This window comes from Actinoplanes sp. NPDC051513, assembly GCF_044454685.1.
Classification (GTDB): Bacteria; Actinomycetota; Actinomycetes; order Mycobacteriales; family Micromonosporaceae; genus Actinoplanes.
Genome location: NZ_JBITDW010000002.1, coordinates 273,776 through 298,835 on the forward strand (window position 1 = coordinate 273,776; position 25,060 = coordinate 298,835).

Here is a 25,060-nt window from a genome sequence, read left to right on the forward strand (position 1 = left end):
AGGGGTTCCGGTCATGGCAGATGTTGATTACACACTCCGCCGCAAGGTGGACGAGGTGCAAGGGCTCGTCCTGCGGTTGGAGCAGGGGGTCGGTCAAGTCGGCATGCAGGTGGCGGACGTCGACCAGAAGACCCGGGAGACGAGAACCGAGCTGCTGGAGCTGACCCGCCAGTTCAAGGCGTGGGTGCTGGAGGCCCAGAAGACCGCGAACGTCCAGCGGTCGGAGACCCGGATCGGCGTCGTCGAGGGCCAGCTGGAACACAAGTACGGCCATTACAAGAAGGTCCGCAACGTCGCCACCGGCATGCTCCAGGGCTTCGACGTCGGCCTCATCTCCGACGACACGGCGCGCCAGGTCAGCGAGCAGCTGATGATGGAGACGCCGCGGTACTGGCTGGCGCCCGTCCTGGTGGCCATGCGCGCGTGGCTGGCCGGTCAGCCGGAGCTGTGCGAGCGCGCCGTGCAGGAGGCCTGCCACCGGTCCCCGGCCAAGACCTCGCTGTTCATGGCGCTGACCCTGCGCAGGCAGGGCCGCGACGAGAGCTCGCTGCGCTGGCTGCGGCACTACCTCGCCGCGCTCGACCCGAGCAAGCTCGGCCGCGAGTTCGCGATGATCCTGGAGTCGGTGTCGCAGGGCGCGTTCGGCCCGGCGGGGGTGGCGCTGATCCAGGAGCGCCTCGACGAATGGCGTGCCCGGCTGCTCAGCGACGAGTCCCGGCAGCTGGCGCAGGTCGCCCGCTGGCGCACCGAGATCGACCAGCACGCCGCGCCCTCCTCGTCGGCGAAGTACCCGCGGCTCGTCGCCGTCTCGCCGCAGTGGCCGGAGATGGACGCGGCGCTGGGGCGCGCCGGCGCCCACGAGAACCTGATCCGCAAGTACTCGGCCATGGCCGCGGAGCCGCCCATGCCGGCGGAGCGGATCGAGGACCAGGTGGACGACATCCTCGACCTGCTCGTCACCGGGTACGACGACGAGGAGCTGCCGTTGCGCCGCGAGCACGCCCAGCACCAGGCGGTCGTCCACCATGGGGGAGACCTGGACGCGGCTCGCCGGGCACTGGACACCGACCTGCTCGCCCTCGACAAGACGCTCGACTACCTGACCATCCAGAGCGCGTCGGCGCTCGCGCCGGACAAGCTCGGCGTCTCCCGGGCGACGCAGCGGATGGCGGTCTCGTCCTGCCACGAGTGGTTCGCGCAGGCGCACGCCGCTTACAGCCGCGACTACCGCGCCGCGCTCCCGCCCAACGTCGACGCGGTCTTCGAGGGGCAGCACAACGCCGCGGGCGCGGTCTTCCAGCTGCCCCGCTGGACCGGCTCGTTCACCCAGCCGATGGAGGACCTGGAGCGCTCGTTCACCGCGCACTGGGACCGGGCGGCGCAGCCGTTCATCGAAGGCCTTGCCTACAAGTGGGGCGCCAACCTCATCGCCCCGATCGCGGTCACCGTGGTGCTGTTCATCTGCGGCGCCGGGGTTCACCCGGCGTTCTTCCTGATCGCGCTGCTGGTGGGCGGTGGCTGGGGGTTGTTCCTGTGGAGCCAGGCGCAGTCCGCGGCCGCCCGCCAGGAGGAGGTGCGCAACCTGCTCCAGCGCGCCAAGCAGGACTCGCTGCAGCAGCTGCGCGGCGCCGGCGCCGAGGTCGTCGACTGGTCGAACACCTTCAAGCAGGCCGACGGCCGCGAACCCGAGGTACGGGCGCTGATCGCCGACCTCGCCCGGGCCGGGAACGCGGCCTCACCCTACGAGCGGCGCGTCGCCGACGCCGGCGTGCGGACAGGAGCCTGAGATGACCCAGCCGGCCAACGGTTACCCGATCCCGCCGCAGCACATCCCGCCGCCGCCGGCTCAGCCGCCGTCGCCGCTGGACGCCGGGGCGCAGCCGCTCTTCCCCGCGGCCGCCGACGAGGACGTGCCCTGGGCGCGGCAGAACACCGGCCACGAGCCGCTCACCCGCCGCAGCCGCCGCCACCTGCGCGACCTCCCGGCCTGGGACCCGCTGCCGCCCGGCGAGATCGTCGTCCAGCGCCGCCACCGGGCGGACTGACCATGTGGATCACCGGAGGCGCCTACCAGGCCTGGTCCGCCTTTCTCCAGCAATGGGGCGAGGGCGGTCATGCCGATCCGGCGGCCCTGCCACGCCTCGTGCCCGAGGACCTCGCCGGCGACACCTGGGAACGCCTGATGAACCAGCTCACCGCCGCCCTGGACCGGCGTCTGAGCGCCTGGTCGGAGACGTTGTCGCGAGAGCTGAGCAACGCGACCGACGAGTTCGCGGCGGCCCGCGCGCTCGACCACGCACGGTGGGGACTCCCACCGTTCCGGGCGCTCGCCGCGGCGCCCGGCCTGCCCGAGCAGGTGCGCACCCGGCTGACCGGGCTCGTCGACAACCAGATCCGCTCGACGCAGGACCAGATCGACCAGCAGATCCAGCGAATGCGGCACAACGGGGTGCCGTCCGCCGCGGTCGAGGCGCGGCTGCGCACCGTCCGCAGCAACCCGCTGACCGCCGTCCTCGGACCGGCGCACGCCACCGGCGGCGGGTGGGACGCCGACCCCACCGCGGCGCCGCGGCGCCGCGTGCTCCCTCACTGATCCGGAGCCCGACATGTCGAACTACGCCGAGTCCGCCAAGGACCTGGACAGCTATATCTCCGCCCGGGTGCCGCTCATCGGCGTGCACAGCATCGAGCAGACGCGTGCGCTGCGCCTCGTCAAGCAGATGGCCGTGAACCCGCGCCGGGCCAGCCTTCCGTTCTGGGTCTATACCCGGGCGACCGGCCTGCGCGACCTGCGCACCAACACCCCGGCGCAGGAGGATCGCTCGCTGACCGGAGCGTTGGACTTCGCCGCGCAGCAGTTCACCAGCCGCGCCCAGGCGACCGTCGTCTTCGTCGACCCCGAGGACCTCAGCGACGACAACACGGCCGGCCGGCACATCGCCGAGCTGGCCCGGCTCGCCGACGCGAACTCCGGCAGCGTCGTCATCGTCACCGACACCCCGCTGTGGAGCGGCCTCGAACGGCTCGGCATGAGCGTCACGCTCGATCTCCCGGACTCCGGCGAGATGTACGAGATCATCGTGGAGTTCCTCCGCGATCACCACGGCGTCGTCCCGATCGCGTGGAGCGAGCAGGACGCCCGCCGGGCGGCCGAGTTCCTGGTCGGCGTGCCCGAGGGCACCGCCATCAACGTGATGGCCACCCTGGTCGCGAAGGGCTCCGTCGAGAAGGACGACGTCGGGCGCCTGGCCGAGTTCAAGGACAAGCACTTCGGCTCGCTCTCCGGCCTGGAGCGGGTGAAGCTCCAGCCGGCCGACAGCCAGGTCGGCGGGCTCACCAGCCTCCGCGCCTGGCTGCGCCGTAAAGAGCGGATCATGTCGTCCGACCTGCGCGGCACCGAGCTGCGCCCGCCCCGCGGCGTGCTGCTGGTCGGTGTCCCCGGCTGCGGCAAATCGCTGTCCGCGAAGGCGATATCGGCCGAGTGGCGGCTCCCGCTCTACCGGCTCGACCTCGGCGCGATCATGGGCCAGTACGTCGGGCAGTCCGAGGGCCGGCTGCGGGAGGCGCTGGACACCGCCGATCGGGTGGCGCCCTGCGTGCTCTGGATCGACGAGATCGAGAAGGGGCTGGCCGGCCAGAACGACAGCACCGGCGTCAGCCGCCGGCTGATCGGGCAGTTCCTGTTCTGGCTGCAGGAGTCCCGCCACCGGGTCTTCGTCGTGGCCACCAGCAACGACGTCCGCTCGCTGCCGCCCGAGCTGCTCCGCAAGGGCCGCTTCGACGAGATCTTCTTCGTCGACCTCCCCGACACGCCCGACCGGCACGAGATCATCGAGATGTACTACCGCCGCTACGTGCGCCAGGATCCGTCGCCGGAGCTGGTCGACAAGCTCGTCGGACTCTCCGAGGGCTTCGCCGGCGCCGACATCGAGTCGGCGTTGCACGAGGTCGGCGAGCAGATCTTCCTGAACGGCCCGCAGTCGCTGCGGCCCGAGTCCGTGATCGACACCTTTGCGAACACGTTCCCGCTCAGCCGCACCAACCCGGAGCAGATCGAGGAGATCCGCGCCTGGGGCCGCGACCGGGCGGTTCCGGCCGGGAAGCCACCGGTCACCGCCGACCTGGGCGCGGGAGCATCGCGCAGCCGCCGCGTCGTCGTCTTCGGGGACTGAGCGATGTCCGACTCCGAACGGCCCACCGGCCTCTGGAACGCGGCTTCCCTCCTCTCCGGCACCGAGCCGGCGCAACCTGCCGACCCGCCGCCTGTCGACGTCCCACCCACGCCGCCGGGCTTTGCCGGGCCGCCTCCAGCACCGATCCCTCCACCGCCGTCCGGCACACCACTCGCCGACGTCCCGCCGCTGTTGCCTCCGCCGCCACCCGTTTCTCCGGTGCCCTCGCGGCCCGGTGCCGGTCGCCGGCCGCTCCTCGTGGTGGTCGCCGCGGCCGCGGCGGCGGCGGTCGCCGCCGGCGTGGTCGCCGTGGTCTTGATGAACCGCAGCGGAGGGCCGGACGCAGAGGCTGCGTCGTTCGCCGCCCCGGCCACGACCGTCGCCACGCCGCTCTCCACGGACCGGACGACCGACGAGGCGCAGGGGGAGGCGGCGCCGCCGACGGAATCCACGCCGGAATCCCAGGAAACCTCGCTCGGCGGCGACACCACCTCGCCGGACGGCGGCGAAACCTTGCCCGGCGGCACCACCGAGGACGATGCGGTCGCCGAGTTGCAGCGGCTGAGTGACGACGGCCTGGCGCAGGTCTCGTTCCAGGGGCAGTACGCGGCCCAGATCGCCTCGAAGTATCCCGGCATAGCCGACCCGCTGCAGACCACCGCGACCGGCTCGCACACGTTCGGCGCCGCCGACATTCTCGATGAGCATCGCCGGCTGAGCGACGCCCACGGGAGCGCCGAGCATCCGGTGATCCTGCTGAAGAGCACCGACTACGGCAAGCGCCAGATGGTCGGCACGGAGTTCCTGTGGGTGACGTTCGCGATCGGCGACTTCCCGGACCGGCAGTCGGTCCTCGACTGGTGCGGCAACCAGTTCGCCGAGCTCACCGCGAAAGAGCGGGAGAACCAATGCGCCGTACGACGGCTGGAGCCCGGACGATGAGCGACGAGCCGCCGCCCTGGGCCCGGCCGCGCGACGACTCCGGACGGCTGTTCGCGTCCCGGCGCGTGAACCAGCAGATGCCGGAACCTCGCCGCCCGGCCCGCACACCGGTAGCCGCGGCCGGCCCACCGCCCCCGCTCGGCCCCGAGCCCCCACTCGACCTCGGCCCGCAGCCGCCATCCGGCCCCAAACCGCCCGTGGCCACGGATGCCGCCGATCCGTCGGCCGTGCGCCGCGATCCGCTCATCGGCCTGATCACCAGCCAGGTGACCTATACGAAAGGCGTCCAGGCCGGCCGTCCGGGGATCGGCCTGGTGGCGGTCGCGATGAGCGCGGTGATCACGCTGGCTGCGCTCGTCGCCACCGCGCTGGCCGGCGCGACCGGTGCCCCGCTGCTGGTGATCGGGTCGGCGATCTCGATCGCGTCCGTGGCGGTCGTCGCCCTCGCGAACCGGCTGGCGGTCCGGCGTGGCATGGCCTCGGAGTGCCGGTTCGTCATGCGGGCCGAGACCGGCAGATCCGCCGCCTGGACGCTGCGCGGCGCACCGCAGACCGGCCAGCTGCGCACCGGCGACCTGATCCGGATCGTGCCCGCAAAGAGGATCGTGCCCGGCGCCAAGGGAAACGGCCCCAGCGCCAAGGGGATGGTGCCCGGCGCTAAGGGGAACAGGCCCAGCGCCAAGGGAAACGTGCCCGGCGCCAAGGGCCGGGCACGGGCGGTCGAGGTGCTGGCCGGCCCGGACGGCCCGGTCGTCCGCCGGATCACCGGCCGCCGGTTGCTGGCGCCGCTTCAGTGGGCGGGTCTCGCCCTGGCCGTCGTCCTGCTCGCTCTGACCACCGCCGTCCTCAACGGCGCCTTCTGAAGAAAGGCGAGATCGATGCGTAAGTTACTGCTCTGGATGGGCACGATGTGGGTCGGCATGGTCACGCTCATCGTGGTCCTGTTCATGTTCACCGGCGCGAGCAGCGCCGGCGCCAACGGCGGCAGCGGCAGCGGCGGCGCCATCTTGGGCAGCGTCGTGCTGTGGCTGTTCTCCCTGGCGGGCGGCCTCGCGCTGAGCGCGCCGGCCTTCCTGAACCCGCCGGACGACAACGGCGGGATCTGGGCGTTCCGGCTCCCGCTGCCGTTGTGGCTCTTCCTGATGATGATGAAGCTGACGTCCTGGGTGGGCTTCTACATCCTGCTCGGCACGTGGATGCTGATCTTCAAGGTCGGGAACACGCACCAGAACAACAAGCTCCCCACCTTCAGCAACCAGCCACAGCCGGCGTACGCGACGCAGCAGCCCTTCGGCGGGCCACAGTTCCCTCCGCAGCCCCAGTTCCCTCCGTAGCTCCAGTTCACGGGGGGCCTGCCCCCGGCCTCCTGGCAGGCCGACCCGACCGGCCGCTACCGGCACCGCTGGTGGGACGGCATTCGCTGGACCGACCGGGTGGCGAACGGCAACGTCCAGGCCATCGACCCGCTGTGAGGGCCGCCGCTAGCCATAGGTAGATGGTCGACATATGATGGCGACATGCCTATGGGACGGATGCGCGAGCCCACCTACTTCATCCTGGCCGCGCTGCAGGACGAGCCGCGGCACGGGTACGCGATCATGGCGCGCGCCGAGGAGCTGTCGCGGGGGCTGGTCAAGCTGGCCACCGGCACGCTGTACGCGGCGCTCGACCGGCTCACCGGCGAGGGTTACCTCCGCGTGGTCAACGAGGAGATCGTCAACGGCCGGGCCCGGCGCTACTACGCGCTGACCGACGAGGGCCGCGCCGCCCTGGTCGCCGAGGCCGAGCGCATGGCCGCGGCCGCCCGCGTCGTCACCGGCGGCCCGCAGCGCCGGAAGGCGACCCGCACCCGCGGAGCGACGGCGTGAGCCCCGACCTGGAACAGTGGTACGCCGACCTGCTGCGGCTGTACCCGAAGGCGTACCGCGAGGAGCGGGCCGGCGAGATGCTGGCCACGGTGGTCGAGGCCGAGCGGCCGGTCGTCCGCGAGACGGCCGCGCTGATCCTCGGCGCGCTGCGCGCCCGCGCCGGGCTGGCCGGCCTCACCTCGCCGGGGCAATGGTGGCTGTCGGCGCTGCGCCTCACCGTCCTCGTGCTGGTCGCGCACGCCACGGCGCTGGCCGGCGCGAAGGCCGGGCGGATCGTCTTCTCCGACCTGCTGCAGGGACGCGGGCTCGCCCTCCCGAGCGACCTCGGCCACGTCGGCGCCTTCGTGACCGGCGGGCTCGCGCTGCTCGCGTTCGCCGCCGCGCGATACCTGAGCGGCATCCTGCTCGCCGCCGCCACGTTCGTCCTGACGCTCTGGGCGCTGAGCTGGTATCCGACCTTCATGTTCACGCTGGTCGACGGCGAGTTCTGGCCGCTGCCGCTGGCGATGCTCCTGGCCGTGCCGCTGCTGCTGTGGCCGCCGCGCCCGGCCGCGCGTCCGGTGTGGTGGCTCCTCGCGGTGCCGGTCGCCCTGCTGGTGCTCCCGACCGCCTTCGACGCCTCGCTGGGCTGGCAACCCTACGCGCTGCTGGCGCTGGGCGTCGTCGCTCTGCTGTGGACGGTTGTCGACGCGCGCGTGGCGATCGCCGCCGGCGGGTTGTTCGTGGTGCAAGTGCTGACGCTTATCAGTTTCTGGACGCCGGGTTGGTCCAGCCATCCGGTCGGGCCGTTCCTTCTGATCTACACGGGCTATGCCGCCGTGCTGGTCGCCGCGGGATACGCCGGCATCCGGCGCCAGGCCGATCTGTGACGGCGTGGGCGCCCCGGTTCGGGGACGCCCACCCGTGTCAGATCTTCACGTCGCCGCAGAGGTGGACCTGGACGCCCAGGGCGGACAGCAGGGAAGCCTTGGCCAGCAGCGCCTTGTCGGCGGTGGGGGCGTCGGGGGCGTAGGCGACGTTGAGGTGGTTGGCCTTGTGCCGGGCCATGAACTGGTCGCGGGTCACGCCGTGCAGGACGGCGTGCATGATGGGCCAGGCCGGGGTGGTGGCCTGGGAACGGCGCTCGGACTCCGCGGCCGGCAGCGAGACCGCGGTGGCGCGGCCCAGATCGGCGTGCAGCGCGCCGCCCTGGACGAAGACGCGGCTCCAGACGACCTCGCCGGGCTTGCAGATGCCCTTGATGGTCGAGCCGCCCAGCGGGAAGTAGACGGGATCCTGCCGCCAGCCCTCGGCCTCGGCGTAGCCGGTGGCGAAGTGGGAGGCGGGCACCGAGCCGGAGATCTCCCAGACCCAGACGAACTCGCCGTCGTACTCCTCGCCCCAGCGCACGTCGTGCAGGGTCGTCGCGGGGTCGAGGCCCATCGCGCTCCAGAGGCGGTTGGTGATCAGGGCGTCGACCGCCACGCCCTCGTCGGCCTCGTTGAAGTGGGGGAGCGGCCGGCCCTCCCACAGCACGCGGGCGCCGTCGCGGGAGGTGACCGGCGGGCGGTCGGCGTTGTTGAGCAGGCCCTCGGCGAGATCGGAGGCGGGGCAGATGTCCTTGAGGCCCTGCTGGTACTGGATGCCGACGGCGTCGAGGCCGAAGTCGTCGCTGATCCGCAGGGCGGCGATGTACATCTTGTACTGCCAGCGCAGCTGGGCCTCGGTCAGCTCGGTGGCCTCGTCGGCGCCGAGCTTGAACGTCATGCCCTTCGTCAGCAGCCATGCCCCGACCGCGTCGGCCTCCGCGTCGCTGACCCGCTGCATCTCGGCCCACAGCGCGCTCTGCGACAGCCGCTCCTTGTAGATGCCGATCGGGTTGAGCAGCTCGTCGTCGATGATGGCGTTGTACATGCCCATGCAGCCCTCGTCGAAGACGCCGATGATGGCCTTGTCTGTCAGCAACTGAGCCGCGAGAGCCTGGCCGAGCGCGGTTTCGGCGTTGACCGGGAGGTCGGGCAGGTCCGAGACGTGTGACGCGTCATGCGAGATGGCGCCGGTGGTGATCCACTCGCGGAGGCCGGCGCGGAACCACTCGTCCTTGAAGTCGACCGACCAGATCGTGGAGTACGCGACGCCCATCTTCGCCATGCCGGCGTTGACGCCGAGCAGGCCGACCAGGCCGGGCCAGTCGCCGGCGAAGTTGGCCACGGTGAGGATCGGGCCGCGGTGGGTGCGCAGGCCGGCGAGGATGTGGTGGCTGTACTGCCAGACGGCCTCGGCCACGATGAGCGGGGCGTCCGGCGGGATCGTCTTGAAGACCTCGAGGCCCATGCGCTGGCTCGAGATGAAGCCGTGCCCGGCGCCGGGGTCGAAGGAGTGCGTCCGCCGCACCGACCAGCCCAGCTCGGCCAGCGCCGCGGTGACGTCGGCCTCCATCCGCTCCTGGGTCGGCCAGCCGGCCCGGTTCGCGGCGGGGCGCAGGTCGCCGCTCGCGATGAGATAGGCCGTGCGCGGCTCGGCGGCCGGGCGGGACGGGGCGGCGGGGAGGGTGTAGGCGCTCATAGGGTCCTCCGTTGGCGGGTAGCGAGCGAGTGCGCGATGGTGCGCGTGGCCGGGTAAAGGTCTCGGTAGAGGGAGTAGAGCTCGTCATATCCGTCGCGTGTGGACGGATCCGGCTCGACGGTCTCGGCGGCGGGATTCCAGTCGGCGATGTTCACGGGGCTCGTCAGAAGCGCGGCGAGGTAGGCGGCGCCGTAGGCCGCGCCGGTCGTCACCCGGGGCACGACCTGAGCCAGGCCGGTCACATCGGAGACGATCCGGGTCCACAGGCCGCCCTGGGTGCCGCCGCCGACCGCTACGACCCGGTCGATGCCGGGCATCGACTCCACGTTGTGCCGCACGCCGAACGCGGTCGCCTCCAGCGCGGCCCGGTAGAGGTCGCCACGAGCATGGGAAAGGGTCAGGCCGGCGACGACCCCGCGAGCGTCGGGATCCAGCAGCGGCGTGCGCTCCCCGGCGAAGTACGGCAGCATGAGGAGGCCCTGAGCGCCGGGTCCGGACGCTTCGGCCTCGGCCAGCAGCGCCGGATAGCCGGCGCCGGTCAGGTCGCGCAGCCATGCGGTGATCGCGCCCGAGGTGGCCATGCCACCGGCCACGTTGCGGGTGCCGGGGAAGGCGCCGACCGTGCCCCACATCGACGGGCTGGTCACGAAGCCGGCGACCGTCGCGATGAGGAACATCGTCGTGCCGTACATCAGCATGAGGTCGCCGGGGCTCTGGGCGCCGACGCTGACCGCCTCGGTCCACGCGTCGATCGTGCCGGTGATGACCGGGGTGCCGGCCGGGATGCCGGCGAGGGCCCGCGCCGTGGTCCCGGCCACGTCGCCGGGCCACGCCAGCGGCGGGAGCTCGAGATCCGGCGCGATCCGGGAGGCCCACGGCTGATACCAATCCAGCGCGTGCGCATCGAACAGCGGCGTGCACTGGCTGGCGGAATGGAGATCGAGGGTGTACGCGCCGGTCAGCCAGTAGACCAGCCACGACGCGGGCATGAAGAGCCGCCGGGCGGCGGCGAACGTCGACGGCTCGTTGGCTGCCAGCCAGGCCAGTTTCGGGCCGACCGCTTGCGAGGAGAGGGCCGATCCGCACCGCGCCCGGATGGCATCGGCGCCGCCCAGCGCGGAGGTGAGCGCGTCGATCTCCGCGGTGGCGCGCGTGTCCACCCCGTACAGAATCGCCGGTCTCAGGGGCTTGCCCGCGGAATCGGTGAGCAGGACGCACGGGCCCATGCCGCTCACCCCCACCGCGGCGACCGCGACGCCGGCGGTGAGCTCCTCGGCCAGCGAGACGAACTCCTGCCACCAGATCTCGCCGTCCATCTCGACGTGGCCGGGCCGCGGGCGGTCGACGGCGTGCTCGCGCACGGCCAGCCGCTTGATGTCGCCGTCGGTGTCGACCAGGACGCCCTTGCTGCTGGAGGTGCCGATGTCGACGCCCAGGAAGAGGGTCATTTCTGCTCCCTCGTGCGCAGGACAACGGTTTTCGCAGGGCTGGCGTCGCCGCCGATCCGTTCCAGCAGCAGCGCGGCCGCGGCCTCGCCGAGCTCGCGCGCGGGAACGTCCACGACGCGGATGCCCCGCCGGCCGAAGGAGGCGAACGGCAGGTCGCCGAAGACCGCCAGGCCGAAGCCCGGCGGGGTGAGGCCGGCGTCGTGCAGCGCGTCGAGGGCGCCGGCGGCCATGAGGTTGTTGGCCACGACGGCGGCATCCGGCGGCTCGGGCAGGGCGAGCAGCTCGGCCATCGCCTGCCGGCCGCCGTCGACCCGGTAGTCGGCGTAGCGCAGCAGGTCCTCCAGATAGTCGTCGCCGGCGTGCCGGGCGGCCGCCTGCCGCCAGCCCGCCATCCGCAGCTGCGCGGTCTCGACCGAGCTGGGGCCGGTGATGCAGGCGACCCGGGTGAAGCCGGCCGCGAACAGCGACTCGGCGGCGGAGCGCCCGCCGGCCCGGTTGTCCACGGTGACCGCGTCGACGTCGGCGTGGGCCAGGCTGCGGTCCACGGCGACGACCGGGCGGCGCTGCGCGACCAGCCGGCTCACGTCGCTGGCGTCGTCGGCCGGCGCGAGGATCACGCCGGCCATGTGCTCGGCGATCGCGATGTCGATGTACGTCGACTCGCGCTCGGGATCCTCGTCGGTGTTGCAGAGCACGACCGAGTAGCCGGCGGCGCGGGCCCGGTTCTCGACGCCGCGGGCGAGCGCGGTGAAGAACGGGTTCTCGATGTCGGGGATGATCAGGCCGATCACCGCGGAGCCCTGGCCGCGCAGGCGCCGGGCGGTGCGGTTGGGGACGAAGTCGAGATCGGTGGCGGCGGCGCGGACGAGCCGCTCGGACTCGGGGGAGACCTTGGCGCCGTTGAGGACGCGGCTCACGGTGGAGGGGGAGACGCCGGCGCGGGCCGCCACCTCGTAGATCGTCACCACGTACGGAAGTCCTCGCGCAGAGACCGGCGCAGCGCGTCGAGCCGCCGCTCGCGGGCGGCGCGGCTCGAGCCGGCGTCGGGGTCGAGCAGATCGAATGCGTGCACGGCGTCCGGGACGAGCGTGAACAGCGCCGGGACGCCGGCCTCGCTCAGCCGCCGCGCGTAGTCGGCGTCCTCGTCGCGGAACATGTCCCGCTCACCGGTGTCGGCATAGGTGGGCGGGAGGCCGTGCAGGTCTTCGGCGCGGGCGGGGGCGGCGTACGCGTCGGCGGGACGGCCGCCGAGGTACGCCGCCCACGCCACGTCGGCGAGGCGCCCGTTCCACATGGGTGCGTCGGCGTTCTCGCGGGAGCTGGCGGTCTCGCGGCGGTCGTCGAGCATCGGGTAGTACAGGTGCGCCGCCCGGATGAGAGGTCCTTTCTCGTCGCGGGTGAGCAGGCAGAGGGCCGCGGCCAGGCCGCCGCCCGCGCTGGCGCCGGCCACCACGACCCGCTCGCAGCGCTCGGCGCACCAGGCCAGGGCGGCGCGGCAGTCGTGCAGCGGGGCGGGATGCGGATGTTCGGGGGCGAGGCGGTAGTCGACGGCGACGACCGCGGCGCCCAGCCCCGCGGCCAGTTCACTGCAGAATGCATCGTCGTAGCGGGCCGCGCCCAGGTACATGCCGCCGCCGTGGATCCAGAGGACGCACGCGTCGCCGGCGCCGTGGATCCGCAGTTCGGCGCCGCCGGCATGGGTGACCGCGGGCGGGACGGCCGCGGCCGGGGGAGGGTTGAGCGCGCGCAGCCGATCGTCGATGGCGCGCACGGTCGCCACGTCGAGCGGCCCGGCGGGCAGGTGTGAGGTCAGTGGCTCGACGGTCACCGGGCACCGCCCTGCGTCCTGTCGATCTCGCTCAGCAGCGCCGTGGTCTGGCGGCACGCGATGGTGAGCAGCAGCGGCGCCACCACGAGGGCCAGCACACCGGCGGAGGCCACCGCCGCGAACGCGGCGATGACGGTCAGGCCGGTCAGGGTGAGGGCCCAGGAGGGGCGGTACGCGGCGAGGATGACCCCGCCGCGTACCGCCGTCAGGCCGCGCTTGCCCCGAACCGCACCGTAGGCGAGCGCATACGGCCCGACGATCAACACGGCCGCGGCCGGCACGACGCCCCACGGGGCGAGCAGCGCCAGGCCGGCGGCCGACAACAAGAGGGCGAGGACGGGGTCCACCCGGCGCAGCGCGGTGAGCGACGGCCCGTCGCCGCGGGCGACCTGGGCGGCGAACGACGCCACGCCGGTCAGCGCCAGCAGCAGCGGCAGGACGGCCGCGGCCGCCAGCCAGCGCGGCGCGCCGGACAGCAGCGACGCGGCCAGGGGCGCGGCGGCGACGACAGCGCCCGCGCCCGCGGCCAGCGTGCGGGGGAGTTCGTGCCAGGACGCGACGGCGCCCTCTTTGGCTAGCTCAACCATGGTTCTTCCCTAGAGCTTCAGACCGCTGGAGGCGATCGACTGCACGATGTAGCGCTGGGCCGCGATGAACACGACGAGGACCGGGACGATCGCCATCGCGATGCCGGCGGCGATGGTGCCGAGCGAGCCGGTCGAGAAACGTCCGGCCAGCAGCACGAGGCCCACCGGGAGCGTCTGCCGGTCGGTGTCGCTGATCATGACGAGCGGCAGCAGCAGGTCGTTCCACCAGTACGTGAAGCACAGGATGCCCAGCGTGGCGATGGACGGCCCGGACAGCGGCAGGATGACCCGCAAGAACGTGCGCAGGTGCCCGGCGCCGTCGATCTTCGCGGCCTCCTCCAGCTCGGCCGGCAGCGCCAGGAAATGCTGCCGAAGCAGAAAGATGCCGAACCCGCTGAAGATGCCGGGCAGGATCAGCGCCCACAGCGTGTTGGTCAGGCTCAGCTTCGACATGACCAGGAACAGCGGCACGATCGTCACCTGGATCGGGATCATCAGCGAGCCGATGACCACCGCGAACAGCACGTTCCGGCCGCGGAACTTCAGGCGGGCGAAGGCGTACGCGGCGGTGGCGCAGGTGATGATCTGGGCCGCCGTGATCGTGGTGGACACGATGATCGAGTTGAGGAAGAACCGGAAGTACGGCACCTGGTCGGTGACCTTGCCGAAGTTCGCGCCGGTCAGGTTGTCCGGCTTGAAGGTCGGCGGCAGCCGGTACAGCTCCGCGTCCGAGGCCGAGAACGCGCCCCGGAAGATCCACAGGAACGGCGCGGTGATCGCGAGGGCGGCGAGGGCGAGGATCGCGAAGGTAGCCACCCGGGCAAGAACTCTGCTCACAGCAGTCCTTCCGTGGAGACCCCCGGCTTTGGCAGCGGGGTGGGAATCGTCGCTGGTGGTCGCGTCGTCCACACTGGAATGGTGTACTCGAGCGCCGTAGAATGTTTTGTATGTGGGAGACAGTGCGGTACTCCTACCGTCTGCGGCCCGGCCGCACGGCGGAAGCCGCGTTGCTCGACGAGTGGGGACGCTGCCGGTGGTTGTGGAACGAAGCGGTCCACCAGCAAAAGGCTCGCCGCAAGCCGACCCTGTGCAAGCTGTCGAGACTGCTGACCACAGCCCGCGGCCGTAACGCTTGGCTGCGGGAGGGCTCGCAGGTCGCGCAGCAGCAGACGCTGCGCTCTTACATGTCGGCCTTGGACTCCTCGTTCAAGGTCAAGGGCCGCGGACTGCCAAAGGCCAAGAAACGCAAGAAGGCGTTGCCGAGCCTCGAATACACGACCCGGGGCTTCCGCATCAAGGACGGCCGTCTCTGCCTGCCCGGCAAGGTCACGATCCCGGTCGTCTGGTCCCGTGAGCTGCCGTCCGAGCCGTCCAGCGTCCGTGTTCACCAGGACAACCTCGGCCACTGGTACGCCTCGTTCGTGGTCCGCCGTGACGTCACGCCCGCCCCGGAGGCTGGCCTGCCGGGCATCGGCGTGGACTGGGGCGTAACGACCACCGCGACTACTACCGACCCGGCGTTCGACCTGCCGTACCTCGGGCACCGCAAGCGGTGCGCCGCTGAACGCGCCAAGGCCCAGCGGAAGATGGCCCGCCGCCACAGGCCCAAGGGACGCGCCCCGTCGAAGGGCTATCTGGCCGCGAAGCGGCAAGCGGCCCGAATCGCGAAGAAAGCTTCCCGGCAGAACACGCACGACGCACGCGTCTGGGCGAAGAGGGTCACCGACCATCACACGCTGATCGCGGTCGAGGACTTCAAGCCGAAATTCCTCGCCAAGTCCCGCATGGCCCGCAAAGCAGCCGATGCGGCGATCGGTGCGTGCAAACGTGAACTGGTCGACAGAGGTACCCGGGCGGGCCGGATGGTGGTGCTGGTGCCGCCCGCCTACACCACGATGACCTGCTCGCAGTGCGGAACGAGAACCAAGAACCGCCTCGGTCTGGGTGTACGAGTCTTCGACTGCGCGGCCTGCGGCTATATCGCCGGCCGCGACGTCAACGCCGCGAGGACGATCCTCGCCACGGCTGAACGCAACCGTGCCAGTGCTGACGACATCAGACATTCGATCGCTTCCTTCCGGGACGGTGAACCGGATGCAGTCCGAGCTGGGAATCTCGGTCTCGCCGGGAGGAATCCCCCGGATTGATCCGTGGGGAGTCGTTAATCGTAAAACGTCCATTTGCGAGAGAGCCGGAACTGGATCGCGGTGAGCACGATCAGCACCAGCATGAAAGTGATGCCGATGGCGGAGGCGTAGCCGAGGTCGAAGTCGCCGAACGCGCGGTCGTAGAGGTACTCCACGATCGTGCGGCTGGCGTCGCCCGGCCCGCCCTGGGTGAGCACCCGTGGCTCGGCGAAGATCTGGAACGAGTTGATGGTGTTGATGACGACCAGGAAGAAGATGGTCGGCGACAGCATCGGGAACGTGATGCGCCAGAACCGGGTCCAGGCGTTGGCCCCGTCGACGATCGCGGCCTCCTTGAGCACCGCCGGGATCGCCTGCAGGCCGGCGATGTACACCAGGATCGAGAAGCCGATCGTCTTCCACGAGTTCACCACGATGACCGACACCGGCGCCCAGGCCGAGGAGCCCAGCCAGTCGATGCGGTCGAGGCCGGCCAGCCCGATCACGTAGTTGACCAGGCCGAGGTCCTTGTTGAGCAGGAACCGCCAGATCAGCGCGACCGCCGAGGCCGAGACCACGAACGGGAACAGGAACGACAGCCGGAAGAAACCGCGCACCCAGCGGGGCATCCGGGTTTCCAGCAGCACCGCCAGCAACAGTCCGAAGACAACATTCACTGCCAAGATCACCAAGGCCATGTACGCCGTGGAGCCGTACACATGAAGCAGTCGGTCGTCATGGACGAGCCGGTCGAAGTTGTCGAGCCCCACGAACGTGCCGTCGCTGAGCAGGTTCCAGTCGTAGAAGCTCAGGTACAGAACGCCCGCCGTCGGGGCCAGGACGAAGACGAGGAAGGTCACGATCGCCGGGGACAGGAACCCGAGAGCGGCGAGCCCGTCCTTGCGCTTCTTTCGGGGTGCCCCCCGGCCCAGGGCCGGGGGGACCGTTTCACGTGTCATGAGGGTAGTCATTTCAGCAGGTGACGATGCTGCTCAGTTCAGCCTGCATGTCCTTGAGACCGTCGGAGACACTCTTCTCGCCGGCAAAGATCAGCTGGAGGTGGCGCAGGACGGTCGACTCGAAGGCGCTGTACTTGGCCGGGGCCGGGTACGGCACGAGCGTCGGGTACTTGTCGATGCTGTCGTAGAACAGGTCGGAGTTCGCCGGTGGCACGCCGACCTTCGAGATGGTCTGGGCGAGCGAGCGGCGCGACGGGATCGAGTCGCCGGGCTTCTCGGGCGTGCCCACGTACTGCTTCTCGATGTCCGTGCTGACCGTGAACTTCTGGTACTCCCAGGCGAGGTCCGGGTTCTTCGACGACTTGAGGATCGGGTATCCGGCGCCGCCGAAGACCGTCTTGTAGGTGTCGCCCTTCGGGTACAGCTGGATGTCGAAGTTCTTGAACTTCGGCAGGAACGTCGCGATCGGCCAGCGCCCGGCGCCGAACATCGCGATCTGGCCGTTCTGGAAGCGGGTGAACACGTCGCTCATCGGCATCGGGGCGGGGGAGACGCCGGACTTGATGAGGTTCTCCAGGAACGAGACGGCCTTGTTGACCTGCGGTGTGTCGGCGGTGGCCGAGCAGACGTCGTCGCTGGTCAGGTTGCCGCCGGCGTTGGCCACCCAGGGCATGATGCCGGGGAAGATCTCGTTGCTGGCCCAGGTGAAGCCGTACTGGTCGGGCTTGCCGTCGTTGTTGGTGTCCTTGGTGAGCTTCTTGGCGGTGGCCTCGAAGTCGGCCCAGGTCCAGTCGGCCTTCGGCGGCTCGACGCCGGCCTTGGAGAAGACGTCGGTGTTGTAGTAGACGACCATGTCGTTCCAGCCGTAGGTCAGCGTGACGACGTCGCCCTTGACCGTGAAGCCGTCGATGAGGCCCTGGGCGATGTCGCCGGTCAGCGTCTTCGCCTCGGGGTCCTTGTCGAGATACTTGTTGATCGGCAGCACGAGGTTGTTGGCGTGCACGAACTGCGCGCCCTCGCCCGAGATGACCATGAGGTCGGGGCGCTTGCCCGAGGCGATGAGCGTCGCGACGTTGGCGTAGTAGGTGCCCCAGTTCTCGCCGGTGACCGGGGTGAGCGTCACCTTGGCGCCGGGGTTGGCCGCCATGAAGGCGTCGGCCGTGGCCTTGTTGCCGCTCTCGGCGGCCGGCCCGTAGTTCCAGTACACGATCTCGAGCGACTTCTCGCCCGACGACGAGGTGTCAGATTTGTCGTTGGAGCAGGCGGCCGTGGGTGCGACCGCGAGCACGACGGTCGCGCACAGCAGCGCGAGTTTGCGTAACCGGGTGTTCATGAGCCTGCGTCCCTCTCGGATGGGGAACGGGTGGGAGGCGGTGCGGTGGACACAGTGAAGGCCAAGAAATCGATTTCGTCAAGAACTCGTTACGAGGTTCCTCAGGCCGGGCCTGATCAGGAAACTTTCAGTCGGTATCGATTGCAGCAGCTGGCGCTGGCTAGACCAACTCGGCGCGCAGGACGATCGTGCGGGGCGGCTGGGCGTCGCCGCCGATGCGCTCCAGCAGCATGGTTGCCGCGGTGGTGCCGAGGTGGCGGGCCGGCAGCCGCACCTGCACCACGGCCGGCGGGGTGAGGAACATGAACGGCAGCTCACCGACCACGGCCAGGCCGAATTTGGCCGGGTCGACCCCCGCCTCGACGATGGCCTGCAGGGCACCCACGCCCATGAGGTTGTTCGTGGTCAGCACGGCGTCGGGCGGCTCCGGCAGGGCCAGGAGCCGTTGCATCGCCGCGTGCCCGCCGTCGGCGCGGAAGTTCGCGTGCTGCAGGTAGCCGTCCGGCATCGCGGCCCGCCGCGCGGTCATCACCTGCCGCCAGCCCAGGAACCGGTCCTCGGTCGCCTCGATCCCGACCGGCCCGGCAATGCAGGCGATCCGCCGGTGCCCGGCGTCGAAGAGCGCCGTCGTCGCGGCGATGCCGGCGGCGCGGTTGTCGACCTTCACGGCGTCGACGGGGTACGGCGTGGTGCGGTCGACGGCCACGACCGGCCGGCCCAGCGAGGCGATCGCGCCGAGATCGGCCTCGTCCGACGCGGGCGCCAGGATCACGCCCGCCATCTGCTCGGACGCGGCGATCTCCAGGTAGCGCAGCTCTTTGCCCGGGTCGTCGTCGGTGTTGCAGAGCACGACCGAGAAGCCCTTCTCCTGGGCCCTGTCCTCGACGCCGCGCGCCAGGGCGGTGAAGAACGGGTTCTCGATGTCGGGGATGAGCAGCGCGACCACCTCGGAGCTCTGCTTGCGCAGCCGCCGGGCGGTCTTGTTGGGGGTGAAGGCCAGCTTGGCGGCGGCCTCGCGCACGGCCTGCTGCTTCTCCGGCGACACGGTGTTGCCGTTGAAGTAGCGCGAAACGGTCGCGGGTGAGACTCCCGCGAGCGCCGCAACCTCGTAGATCGTGGCCATGACGCCACACTTTAAGGCAGCTTGACACCGGCCGGGTCTCGATCTACGGTCCGTGAAATCGATTTCACAGGGGAGGCCGGAAAATGCGGTTCACCGGAGACGCGCGGCGCGCGGTGGCGTTCCCGCTCGGCGGGCTCGGCAGTGGGCAGGTGGCGCTGTGCGGCGACGGTGCGCTGCGGCAATGGCAGCTGCTCGGCGTGCCCAACCACGGCGCGCTGCTGCCGGACAGCTTCTTCGCGCTGCGCGTCTCGTCGCTGGAGCCGCCGGACGATGTGGTGCGGCTGCTCCGGGCCGCGCCGCTGCCGCCGCACCCGCATCCCGCGCCCAACATCTCGGACGCCGAGGTGCCCGACCGCGGGGCGAGCTTCCGCTGGCCGTTCGTCGAGGACACGACGTTCGAGGCGGAGTATCCGTTCGCCCGGGTCGGCTACCACGACCCCGCGCTGCCGGTCGCGGTCGCGCTCGAGGCGCACACGCCGTTCGTGCCGCTCGACGTCGACGCCAGCGCGCTGCCGCTCGTCCGTTACCGCTTCACGATCCGCAACGACAGCCCGCTGTTCCGCCACGGATTCGTTCTCGGCGCGCTGCAGAACGCGGCCGGGTGGGACGGCGTGACGCCGATCCACGGCACCCGCGGCGCCGGCTACGGCGGCAACGTCAACCGGACGCTGCGCCGGCCGGGGCAGAGCGGCGTGCTGATGGACCATCCGGGACTGGCCGAGGACGACGCGGCCGCCGGGGAGATGCTGCTCTGGACCGACTCGCCGGCCGCGGTGCTGCCCCGGGCACACGACGCCGACGCTCTGCTGCGCTGGGCCGAGACGCTGCGGCTGGCGACGCCGACCCAGCTCGGCGACTGGTCCGAGGGCACGGTGCGGGCCGCGCTGCGCGCCGGCGCCTCGCCGATGCGGGCGCCGAGCGGGCCCAGCCCGGCCGGGCACACGTGGGACGCCGCGGTCGCGGCCGCCTTCGCGTTGGCGCCGGGGGAGTCGGCGACCATCGACATCGTGCACGCGTGGTGGTTCCCGAACCGGTACGCGGACTTCGACCGCTTCGGGCCGCAGCATCACTACGGCCCGACCCGGTTCTGGGTGGGTAACCACTACGCGACCCGGTTCGGCGGCGCGCTCGACGTGCTCGACGCCTATTTGGGCGACGGCGAACGGCTCGACCGCGAATCGCGGGCGTGGGCCGAGGCCGTGGCGGCCGGCGACCTGCCCGAGCCGCTGCGGGACACGATTTCGGCGCAGCCTGCCCTCGTACGATCGCCGAGCGTCTTTCAAACCGCCGATGGGCGGACCTTTGCGTTTGAAGGGGCGCTCGGCGCCTCGACCCGGAACTGGAACGGGGACGCGGGCGGGTCCTGCCCGCTCAACTGCAACCACGTGCTCAACTACGAGCAGGCGCTCGCGCGGCTGTTCCCCTCGGCCGGGCGGGACATGCGCGAAACCGAATTCGCGGTGCAGGCGCCGGACGGGTCGATTCCGCACCGGGTCGTGCTTCCGCTGTACCTGCCGCAGCTGAACGGGGTTCCGATCGGCGGACCGGAGCGGCCGGCGCTCGACGGCATGCTGGGCGCCGTCCTCAAGACCTATCGCTCCCTTCTGGACGGTGCGGGCCTGCCGTGGCTGCGGTCGCAATGGCCGTCGCTGGTCGCGGTCATGTCCCACGTCTCCGGAAAATCTGACGGCAGCGGCATTCTGCGCGGCGACCAGCCCGTCACCTACGACATCGCGCTGCACGGGCCCAACATGTTCGTCGGCGGGCTCTGGCTGGCCGCGCTGCGCGCGATGGCCGAGATGTCGTCGCGGCTGGGTGAGCCCGACACGTTCACCGCGACCTTCAAAAAGGCCTCCATCGCGTACGACGAATTGCTGTGGAACGGCGAGTTCTATGCGCAACCGAGCACGGGGGAGGACTACGACTTCGGCAAGGGCTGCCTTTCCGACCAGCTCCTCGGCCAGTGGTGGGCGCACGAGCTCGGCCTCGGTCACCTGCTGCCCGCTTCCCGGGTCCGGCAGGCCCTCCGCTCGATCGTCAAGTACAACCTGCGTACGGGGTTCGCGCCGCACGGATACCGCGAGTTCGCCGACGGCGACGAGACCGGCCTGGTCGTCTGCACCTGGCCGCACGGCGGCCGCCCCGCGGTGCCGCTGCGCTACTGCGACGAGGTGTGGACCGGCGTCGAGTACCAGGTCGCCGCGCACTGCTTCTACGAAGGCCTCGACGACGAGGGCCTCGCGATCGTCCGCGGCGTGCGGGCCCGCTACGACGGCACCCGCCGCAACCCGTTCAACGAGGTCGAGTGCGGCGACCACTACGTGCGCGCCATGGCCGGCTGGTCCCTGCTGACCGCCTGGAGCGGCGTCCGCCACGACGCGACCGCCGGCACGCACACCGACGGCGCCCGCCCCGGCCGTTTCCCGTACGTGGCCGGCGCCTCCTGGGGAACGCTGACCGTCGCCGCGGACCGCTCTGTCACGCTCTGACGCGAACACTGTTCCCGGTTCCGGCGAACAAGGGGTGTGATGCACCCTGAGAAACGACGGAGACGGATCTGGTGGTGATCGTGACGCAACCGGGCACCACGGGCTTGGCCGCCGATGCCCACCTCATCGAGCACGACTTCACGGCGATCTTCGACCGCCATTACCGCAACATCTACGCGTACGTGGCGCGGCGACTCGGGCCCGATCTGGCCGAGGACGTGGCGTCGGAGACGTTTCTTATCGCGTACGACCGGCGGCACGCCTTCGATGCGGCCCGCGGTGACGCGCGGCCGTGGCTGTTCGGGATCGCCTCGAACCTCGTCGCGCGGCACGTCCGGGCCGAGTCGCGGCGCTATCGGGCGCTCGCGCGGGCCGGCGGGCAGGACATCGACGCGGCCGACGGCCACGCCGACGCGGTCGCCGGACGGCTCGACGCGGCGGCCGTGCGAGGGCGGCTCGCCGAGGCCCTGCGGCGGCTGCCGGAACCGGTGCGCGCCGTGCTGCTGCTGGTCGCCTGGGCCGGGCTCAATCAGCAGGAGGCCGCGGAGGCGCTGGGCATACCGGCCGGCACGGCCAGGTCCCGGCTGCACCGGGCACGACAGGAGATGCGGCAGGCGCTGGGCGCCGAGATCGAGGTGGACGAGTGATGGACGAGATCAGCATCCTGCGGGGGACCTTCGACCCGGACGCGGCGCCGTCCCCGGCGGCGGAACAGCGGGCCCGGGACGCCTTGCGCGACCGGATGGCGCCCCGGCCCCGGGCCTCCTGGCGTCTGCGGCTCCCGATCGTCGTCGGTCTCACCACGTCGGCGGCCGTCGTCGTGGCCGTGGCGATCGCCAATCTCGGCGGCGCGACCCCGGTGACCCCGGCGAACCCAGCCGGGCCCGGACAGCGGCCGGACCAGACCCAGGCGGCCGCGACCGTGCCGTACCTCCGCCCGGCCAACGCGGCGCAGGTGCTGGAGAACGCGGCGTGGACGGTCGAGCAGGAGCAGTGGGCCGACCCGGCCCCGACCCAGTTCATGTACGTCGAGACGCAGGAGATGCGCAACCCGCCGGCGTACGAGCAGAAGGCGCCGAACGGGGCCCTGCTGCCCGGCAAGGCCAAGTACCGCAAGATCCAGACCTGGAACCGGATCGACGGCCAGGTACAGGCGACGATGCGCAACGGCAAGCTCGACGTGCTGCAGCAGGGTAGGGACGGCGTGAACTTCGCCTTCGTCCCCTGGTCGCAGGTCGTCAAACTGACCACGCCCGACGCGATCGCCTACTACATGAAACACCCCGAGGGTGGGGTCATGGCGATGCCCGACGCGCTGGCCGGCCAGTACGTGCTGCCGCCGGAGGTCAAGGCGGCCATCTACCGCTACCTCGCCCAGCAGCCGGGCATGAAGGTCAACCCCGACGCGGTCAACCTCGACGGGCATCCGGCGATCGGTCTGGGCCGGGTCGTGGAGGGCTACCTGTCGCAGGAGCTGCTCTTCGACAAGGAGACGTACACGCTGATCGGCGAGCGCCTGATCGCGGTGAACGACGAGTCCGGAAAGGGCGACGGGCGCAAGGGCGATCTCTACCGCCAGGTGATCTACCGCAAGATGGCGATCGTCGACAAGCTGGGCGACACGAACTAGCGGCAATACCGTTTCGGCGGCGTTTCGAAGGCATTGACAGACCTTCGGGGCGCCGCTGTAACGTCGCTCACTGATCGAATAGGAGACAAGTTGACATTCGGTACCCCGTTTTAACCCGAAGTGAACTGTTCCGCAGGTCAGCGCAATGTTCGCGACGCTCAGGAAACGTCGCCGAAGCACATTGGACGTTCTATTAGCACCGCGGAAATGTGACAGGTAAGAAATGTTCCCCCCAGGGCTCGCGCATTTCCGCGTCCTCCGGTTCGCTGGTGGCACGGAATTCACGGCATTGGATATCGACGGCTCTGGGGGAGCATCCATGACGGCATCGTCCGCACCACCGGCCCGGGCCGGGGCCCGCCTGGCCTGGCGGCCGCTGCAGCGCTCGACGCGGGTGGCCATCATCGCGGCACTCGCGGCCACCGTGTTCTATCAGCTCTTCCTGCTCAACCCGGCGTACCGCGGGCCCGGCTGGCTCTGGGTCACCATGCTGGCCGCCGAGGGCCTGACCGCCCTGCACCTGGTCGGCACCTGGTGGACCATCCTGGCCCACGACGACCGGCCCGAGGCGGTGGACGCCACGGTCTGGCGCAACCGGTTGCGGGCCGGCGCCGACGTCCCCGCCATCGACGTCCTCATCACCGCGTACGGCGAGGAGCCGGGCCTCGTGCGGCGCACCGTGCTCGCTGCCCGCGACATGGAGCTGCCGCACCGCACATTCCTGCTCGACGACGGCGACAGCGACGAGCTGCGCCGGATCGCCGACGACGCGGGCGTCGGCTACTTCCGGCGCCCGGGCGGCGCGCATGCCAAGGCCGGCAACGTCAACGCGGGACTGGCCCGCACGGACGGCGAGTTCGTGGTCATCTTCGATGCCGACCACGTGCCCGAGCCGGGCTTCCTGGTCAGCATCCTGCCGCATTTCCAGGACCCGGACGTCGCCTTCGTGCAGTCCCCGCAGTCGTACACGAACAACGTCAACCTGGTCGCCACCGGCTCCGGCGAGGCCCAGCGGATCTTCTACGAGCTCGTCTGCCCGGGCAAGAACCACTTCAACGCCGCGTTCTGCGTCGGCACCAATGTGATGTTCCGGCGGGCCGCGCTGGACAGCATCGGCGGCATCTGGACCGGCAGCAACTCCGAGGACATCTGGACGTCGATCGAGCTGCACAAGCGCGGCTGGAAGTCGATCTACGTGCCGCAGGTGCTGGCCCGCGGGCTGGCCCCGGAAGATGTCCCGTCCTATCTGAAGCAGCAGCTGCGCTGGGCCGGCGGCGGCTTCGAGGTGCTGCTGCGCGGCCGGCTGTTCAAGCGGGGCACCGGCCTGACCATCGATCAGCGCCTGCAGTACCTGTTCTGCGGCACGCACTACCTGCTGTCGCTGGCGATGCTGACCTTCATGCTGTTCCCGGCGCTCTACCTGCTGTTCGCGCTGAGCCCGATCCGCGCCGACGGCGTCGCGTGGGCCACCCACTACCTGCCGTTCCAGGCGGCCGTCCTGCTGGTCACCTGGCTCCAGTCGGGCGGGTTCAAGCTCTCCGCGATCGTGGCCAGCATCGGCGCCGTGCCCGTGCACCTGCGGGCGCTCGGCGGCGTGCTGATCGGCCGGCCGGCCAAGTGGAAGGTCACCAACGCCGGTGGCCGCGGCAACCAGTCGCTGTGGGCGGTCATGCCGCTGGTCGCGCTCCTGGTGCTGAACGCCACCGCCATCGTGGTCGGTGTGCTGGTGATGGCCGACCCGGCGCCGACCTGGCTGTCGGTCGGCTGGGCCGCCATGATCGTGCTGATCCTCGGCCGGATGATCGTCGAATCGGTCACCGGCGGCCGGATCCGGCAGCGCGCGGCCACCCCGGCCACCGCGCCGGAGGGCTCGCGCCCGCCCGCCGGCGGGCTCGACACCCCGCCGCAACCGGTCGCGGCCGCCGCCTGATCCGCGCCCGCCTGATCGCGCCCCGCCTGATCCGCGCCCCGCCTGATCCGCGCCCCGCCTGATCCGCGCGGCTGCCTGATC

The 25,060-nt window shown here is 71.1% G+C and carries 24 protein-coding genes; 15 read left to right on the forward strand and 9 right to left on the reverse strand.

Annotated elements, in window-relative coordinates; translation table 11 throughout:
• Positions 1-13 precede the first annotated feature (13 nt).
• Genes ACIA5D_RS06545 through ACIA5D_RS06590 form a run of 10 tightly spaced genes read left to right on the forward strand, consistent with a single transcriptional unit; the run spans position 14 to position 7,851 of the window.
• Positions 14-1,786 (forward strand): hypothetical protein, encoded by a 1,773-nt coding sequence (locus ACIA5D_RS06545; protein WP_396028838.1) that lies wholly within the window; start codon positions 14-16, stop codon positions 1,784-1,786.
• A gap of 1 nt (position 1,787) precedes the next feature.
• Positions 1,788-2,045 (forward strand): hypothetical protein, encoded by a 258-nt coding sequence (locus tag ACIA5D_RS06550; protein ID WP_396028839.1) that lies wholly within the window; start codon positions 1,788-1,790, stop codon positions 2,043-2,045.
• Positions 2,046-2,047: 2 nt separating this feature from the next.
• Complete coding sequence (locus tag ACIA5D_RS06555; protein ID WP_396028840.1) at positions 2,048-2,593, forward strand: hypothetical protein; 546 nt, start codon at positions 2,048-2,050, stop codon at positions 2,591-2,593.
• Between the two features lie 13 nt (positions 2,594-2,606).
• Positions 2,607-4,172: an ATP-binding protein gene (locus ACIA5D_RS06560; RefSeq protein WP_396028841.1), complete on the forward strand. Its 1,566-nt coding sequence runs from the start codon at positions 2,607-2,609 to the stop codon at positions 4,170-4,172.
• A gap of 3 nt (positions 4,173-4,175) precedes the next feature.
• On the forward strand, positions 4,176-5,114 hold the full coding sequence (locus ACIA5D_RS06565; protein WP_396028842.1) for a hypothetical protein: 939 nt from the start codon (positions 4,176-4,178) through the stop codon (positions 5,112-5,114).
• Complete coding sequence (locus tag ACIA5D_RS06570) at positions 5,111-5,977, forward strand: hypothetical protein (RefSeq protein WP_396028843.1); 867 nt, start codon at positions 5,111-5,113, stop codon at positions 5,975-5,977. Before ACIA5D_RS06565 ends, ACIA5D_RS06570 begins: the two co-directional genes overlap by 4 nt.
• Before the next feature lie 15 nt (positions 5,978-5,992).
• A complete protein-coding gene (locus tag ACIA5D_RS06575; protein ID WP_396028844.1) occupies positions 5,993-6,448 on the forward strand; it encodes a hypothetical protein in 456 nt (151 codons plus the stop codon).
• 18 nt (positions 6,449-6,466) lie between these two features.
• Positions 6,467-6,586, forward strand: coding sequence for a DUF2510 domain-containing protein (locus tag ACIA5D_RS06580; RefSeq protein ID WP_396029488.1), 120 nt, complete (start codon positions 6,467-6,469; stop codon positions 6,584-6,586).
• 45 nt (positions 6,587-6,631) lie between these two features.
• Entirely contained in the window at positions 6,632-6,982 is a 351-nt protein-coding gene (locus tag ACIA5D_RS06585; RefSeq protein ID WP_396028845.1) for a PadR family transcriptional regulator, read from the forward strand.
• Positions 6,979-7,851 carry a hypothetical protein gene (locus ACIA5D_RS06590; protein WP_396028846.1) on the forward strand — a complete coding sequence of 291 codons (873 nt, stop codon included), beginning with the start codon at positions 6,979-6,981 and terminating at the stop codon, positions 7,849-7,851. The genes ACIA5D_RS06585 and ACIA5D_RS06590 overlap by 4 nt, the downstream gene beginning before the upstream one ends.
• A gap of 37 nt (positions 7,852-7,888) precedes the next feature.
• Here the strand turns inward: ACIA5D_RS06590 and ACIA5D_RS06595 are convergent, their stop codons facing one another.
• From ACIA5D_RS06595 to ACIA5D_RS06620, 6 genes are read right to left on the reverse strand one after another with little or no spacing between them, the layout of a single operon-like run.
• Entirely contained in the window at positions 7,889-9,526 is a 1,638-nt protein-coding gene (locus ACIA5D_RS06595) for a fucose isomerase (RefSeq protein ID WP_396028847.1), read from the reverse strand.
• Complete coding sequence (locus ACIA5D_RS06600) at positions 9,523-10,974, reverse strand: FGGY-family carbohydrate kinase (RefSeq protein ID WP_396028848.1); 1,452 nt, start codon at positions 10,972-10,974, stop codon at positions 9,523-9,525. Before ACIA5D_RS06600 ends, ACIA5D_RS06595 begins: the two co-directional genes overlap by 4 nt.
• Positions 10,971-11,942, reverse strand: coding sequence for a LacI family DNA-binding transcriptional regulator (locus tag ACIA5D_RS06605; protein WP_396028849.1), 972 nt, complete (start codon positions 11,940-11,942; stop codon positions 10,971-10,973). Before ACIA5D_RS06605 ends, ACIA5D_RS06600 begins: the two co-directional genes overlap by 4 nt.
• On the reverse strand, positions 11,936-12,802 hold the full coding sequence (locus ACIA5D_RS06610; RefSeq protein WP_396028850.1) for an alpha/beta hydrolase fold domain-containing protein: 867 nt from the start codon (positions 12,800-12,802) through the stop codon (positions 11,936-11,938). The genes ACIA5D_RS06605 and ACIA5D_RS06610 overlap by 7 nt, the downstream gene beginning before the upstream one ends.
• Positions 12,799-13,389: a hypothetical protein gene (locus tag ACIA5D_RS06615; protein WP_396028851.1), complete on the reverse strand. Its 591-nt coding sequence runs from the start codon at positions 13,387-13,389 to the stop codon at positions 12,799-12,801. The genes ACIA5D_RS06610 and ACIA5D_RS06615 overlap by 4 nt, the downstream gene beginning before the upstream one ends.
• 9 nt (positions 13,390-13,398) lie before the next feature.
• Entirely contained in the window at positions 13,399-14,226 is an 828-nt protein-coding gene (locus ACIA5D_RS06620) for a carbohydrate ABC transporter permease (protein WP_396028852.1), read from the reverse strand.
• A gap of 110 nt (positions 14,227-14,336) precedes the next feature.
• Here ACIA5D_RS06620 and ACIA5D_RS06625 point away from each other — a divergent pair, with 110 nt between their 5' ends.
• Positions 14,337-15,536: an RNA-guided endonuclease InsQ/TnpB family protein gene (locus ACIA5D_RS06625; RefSeq protein WP_396028853.1), complete on the forward strand. Its 1,200-nt coding sequence runs from the start codon at positions 14,337-14,339 to the stop codon at positions 15,534-15,536.
• Between the two features lie 14 nt (positions 15,537-15,550).
• Here the strand turns inward: ACIA5D_RS06625 and ACIA5D_RS06630 are convergent, their stop codons facing one another.
• The 3 genes from ACIA5D_RS06630 to ACIA5D_RS06640 all read right to left on the reverse strand — a co-directional run bounded on the left by ACIA5D_RS06630 (position 15,551) and on the right by ACIA5D_RS06640 (position 18,930).
• Positions 15,551-16,474 carry a carbohydrate ABC transporter permease gene (locus tag ACIA5D_RS06630; RefSeq protein ID WP_396028854.1) on the reverse strand — a complete coding sequence of 308 codons (924 nt, stop codon included), beginning with the start codon at positions 16,472-16,474 and terminating at the stop codon, positions 15,551-15,553.
• A 13-nt stretch (positions 16,475-16,487) separates the two neighbouring features.
• On the reverse strand, positions 16,488-17,807 hold the full coding sequence (locus tag ACIA5D_RS06635) for an ABC transporter substrate-binding protein (protein WP_396028855.1): 1,320 nt from the start codon (positions 17,805-17,807) through the stop codon (positions 16,488-16,490).
• Positions 17,808-17,967: 160 nt separating this feature from the next.
• Positions 17,968-18,930, reverse strand: a complete 963-nt coding sequence (locus ACIA5D_RS06640) for a LacI family DNA-binding transcriptional regulator (RefSeq protein WP_396028856.1) — start codon at positions 18,928-18,930, stop codon at positions 17,968-17,970.
• An 83-nt stretch (positions 18,931-19,013) separates the two neighbouring features.
• On the opposite strand from ACIA5D_RS06640, the gene ACIA5D_RS06645 reads away from it, so the two are divergent.
• The 4 genes from ACIA5D_RS06645 to ACIA5D_RS06660 all read left to right on the forward strand — a co-directional run bounded on the left by ACIA5D_RS06645 (position 19,014) and on the right by ACIA5D_RS06660 (position 24,979).
• Entirely contained in the window at positions 19,014-21,419 is a 2,406-nt protein-coding gene (locus ACIA5D_RS06645) for a GH116 family glycosyl hydrolase (protein ID WP_396028857.1), read from the forward strand.
• Positions 21,420-21,493: 74 nt separating this feature from the next.
• On the forward strand, positions 21,494-22,066 hold the full coding sequence (locus ACIA5D_RS06650; protein ID WP_396028858.1) for an RNA polymerase sigma factor: 573 nt from the start codon (positions 21,494-21,496) through the stop codon (positions 22,064-22,066).
• Positions 22,066-23,049 carry a hypothetical protein gene (locus tag ACIA5D_RS06655; RefSeq protein ID WP_396028859.1) on the forward strand — a complete coding sequence of 328 codons (984 nt, stop codon included), beginning with the start codon at positions 22,066-22,068 and terminating at the stop codon, positions 23,047-23,049. The genes ACIA5D_RS06650 and ACIA5D_RS06655 overlap by 1 nt, the downstream gene beginning before the upstream one ends.
• Positions 23,050-23,368: 319 nt before the next feature.
• Positions 23,369-24,979 (forward strand): glycosyltransferase family 2 protein, encoded by a 1,611-nt coding sequence (locus tag ACIA5D_RS06660; RefSeq protein ID WP_396028860.1) that lies wholly within the window; start codon positions 23,369-23,371, stop codon positions 24,977-24,979.
• Positions 24,980-25,060 lie beyond the last annotated feature (81 nt).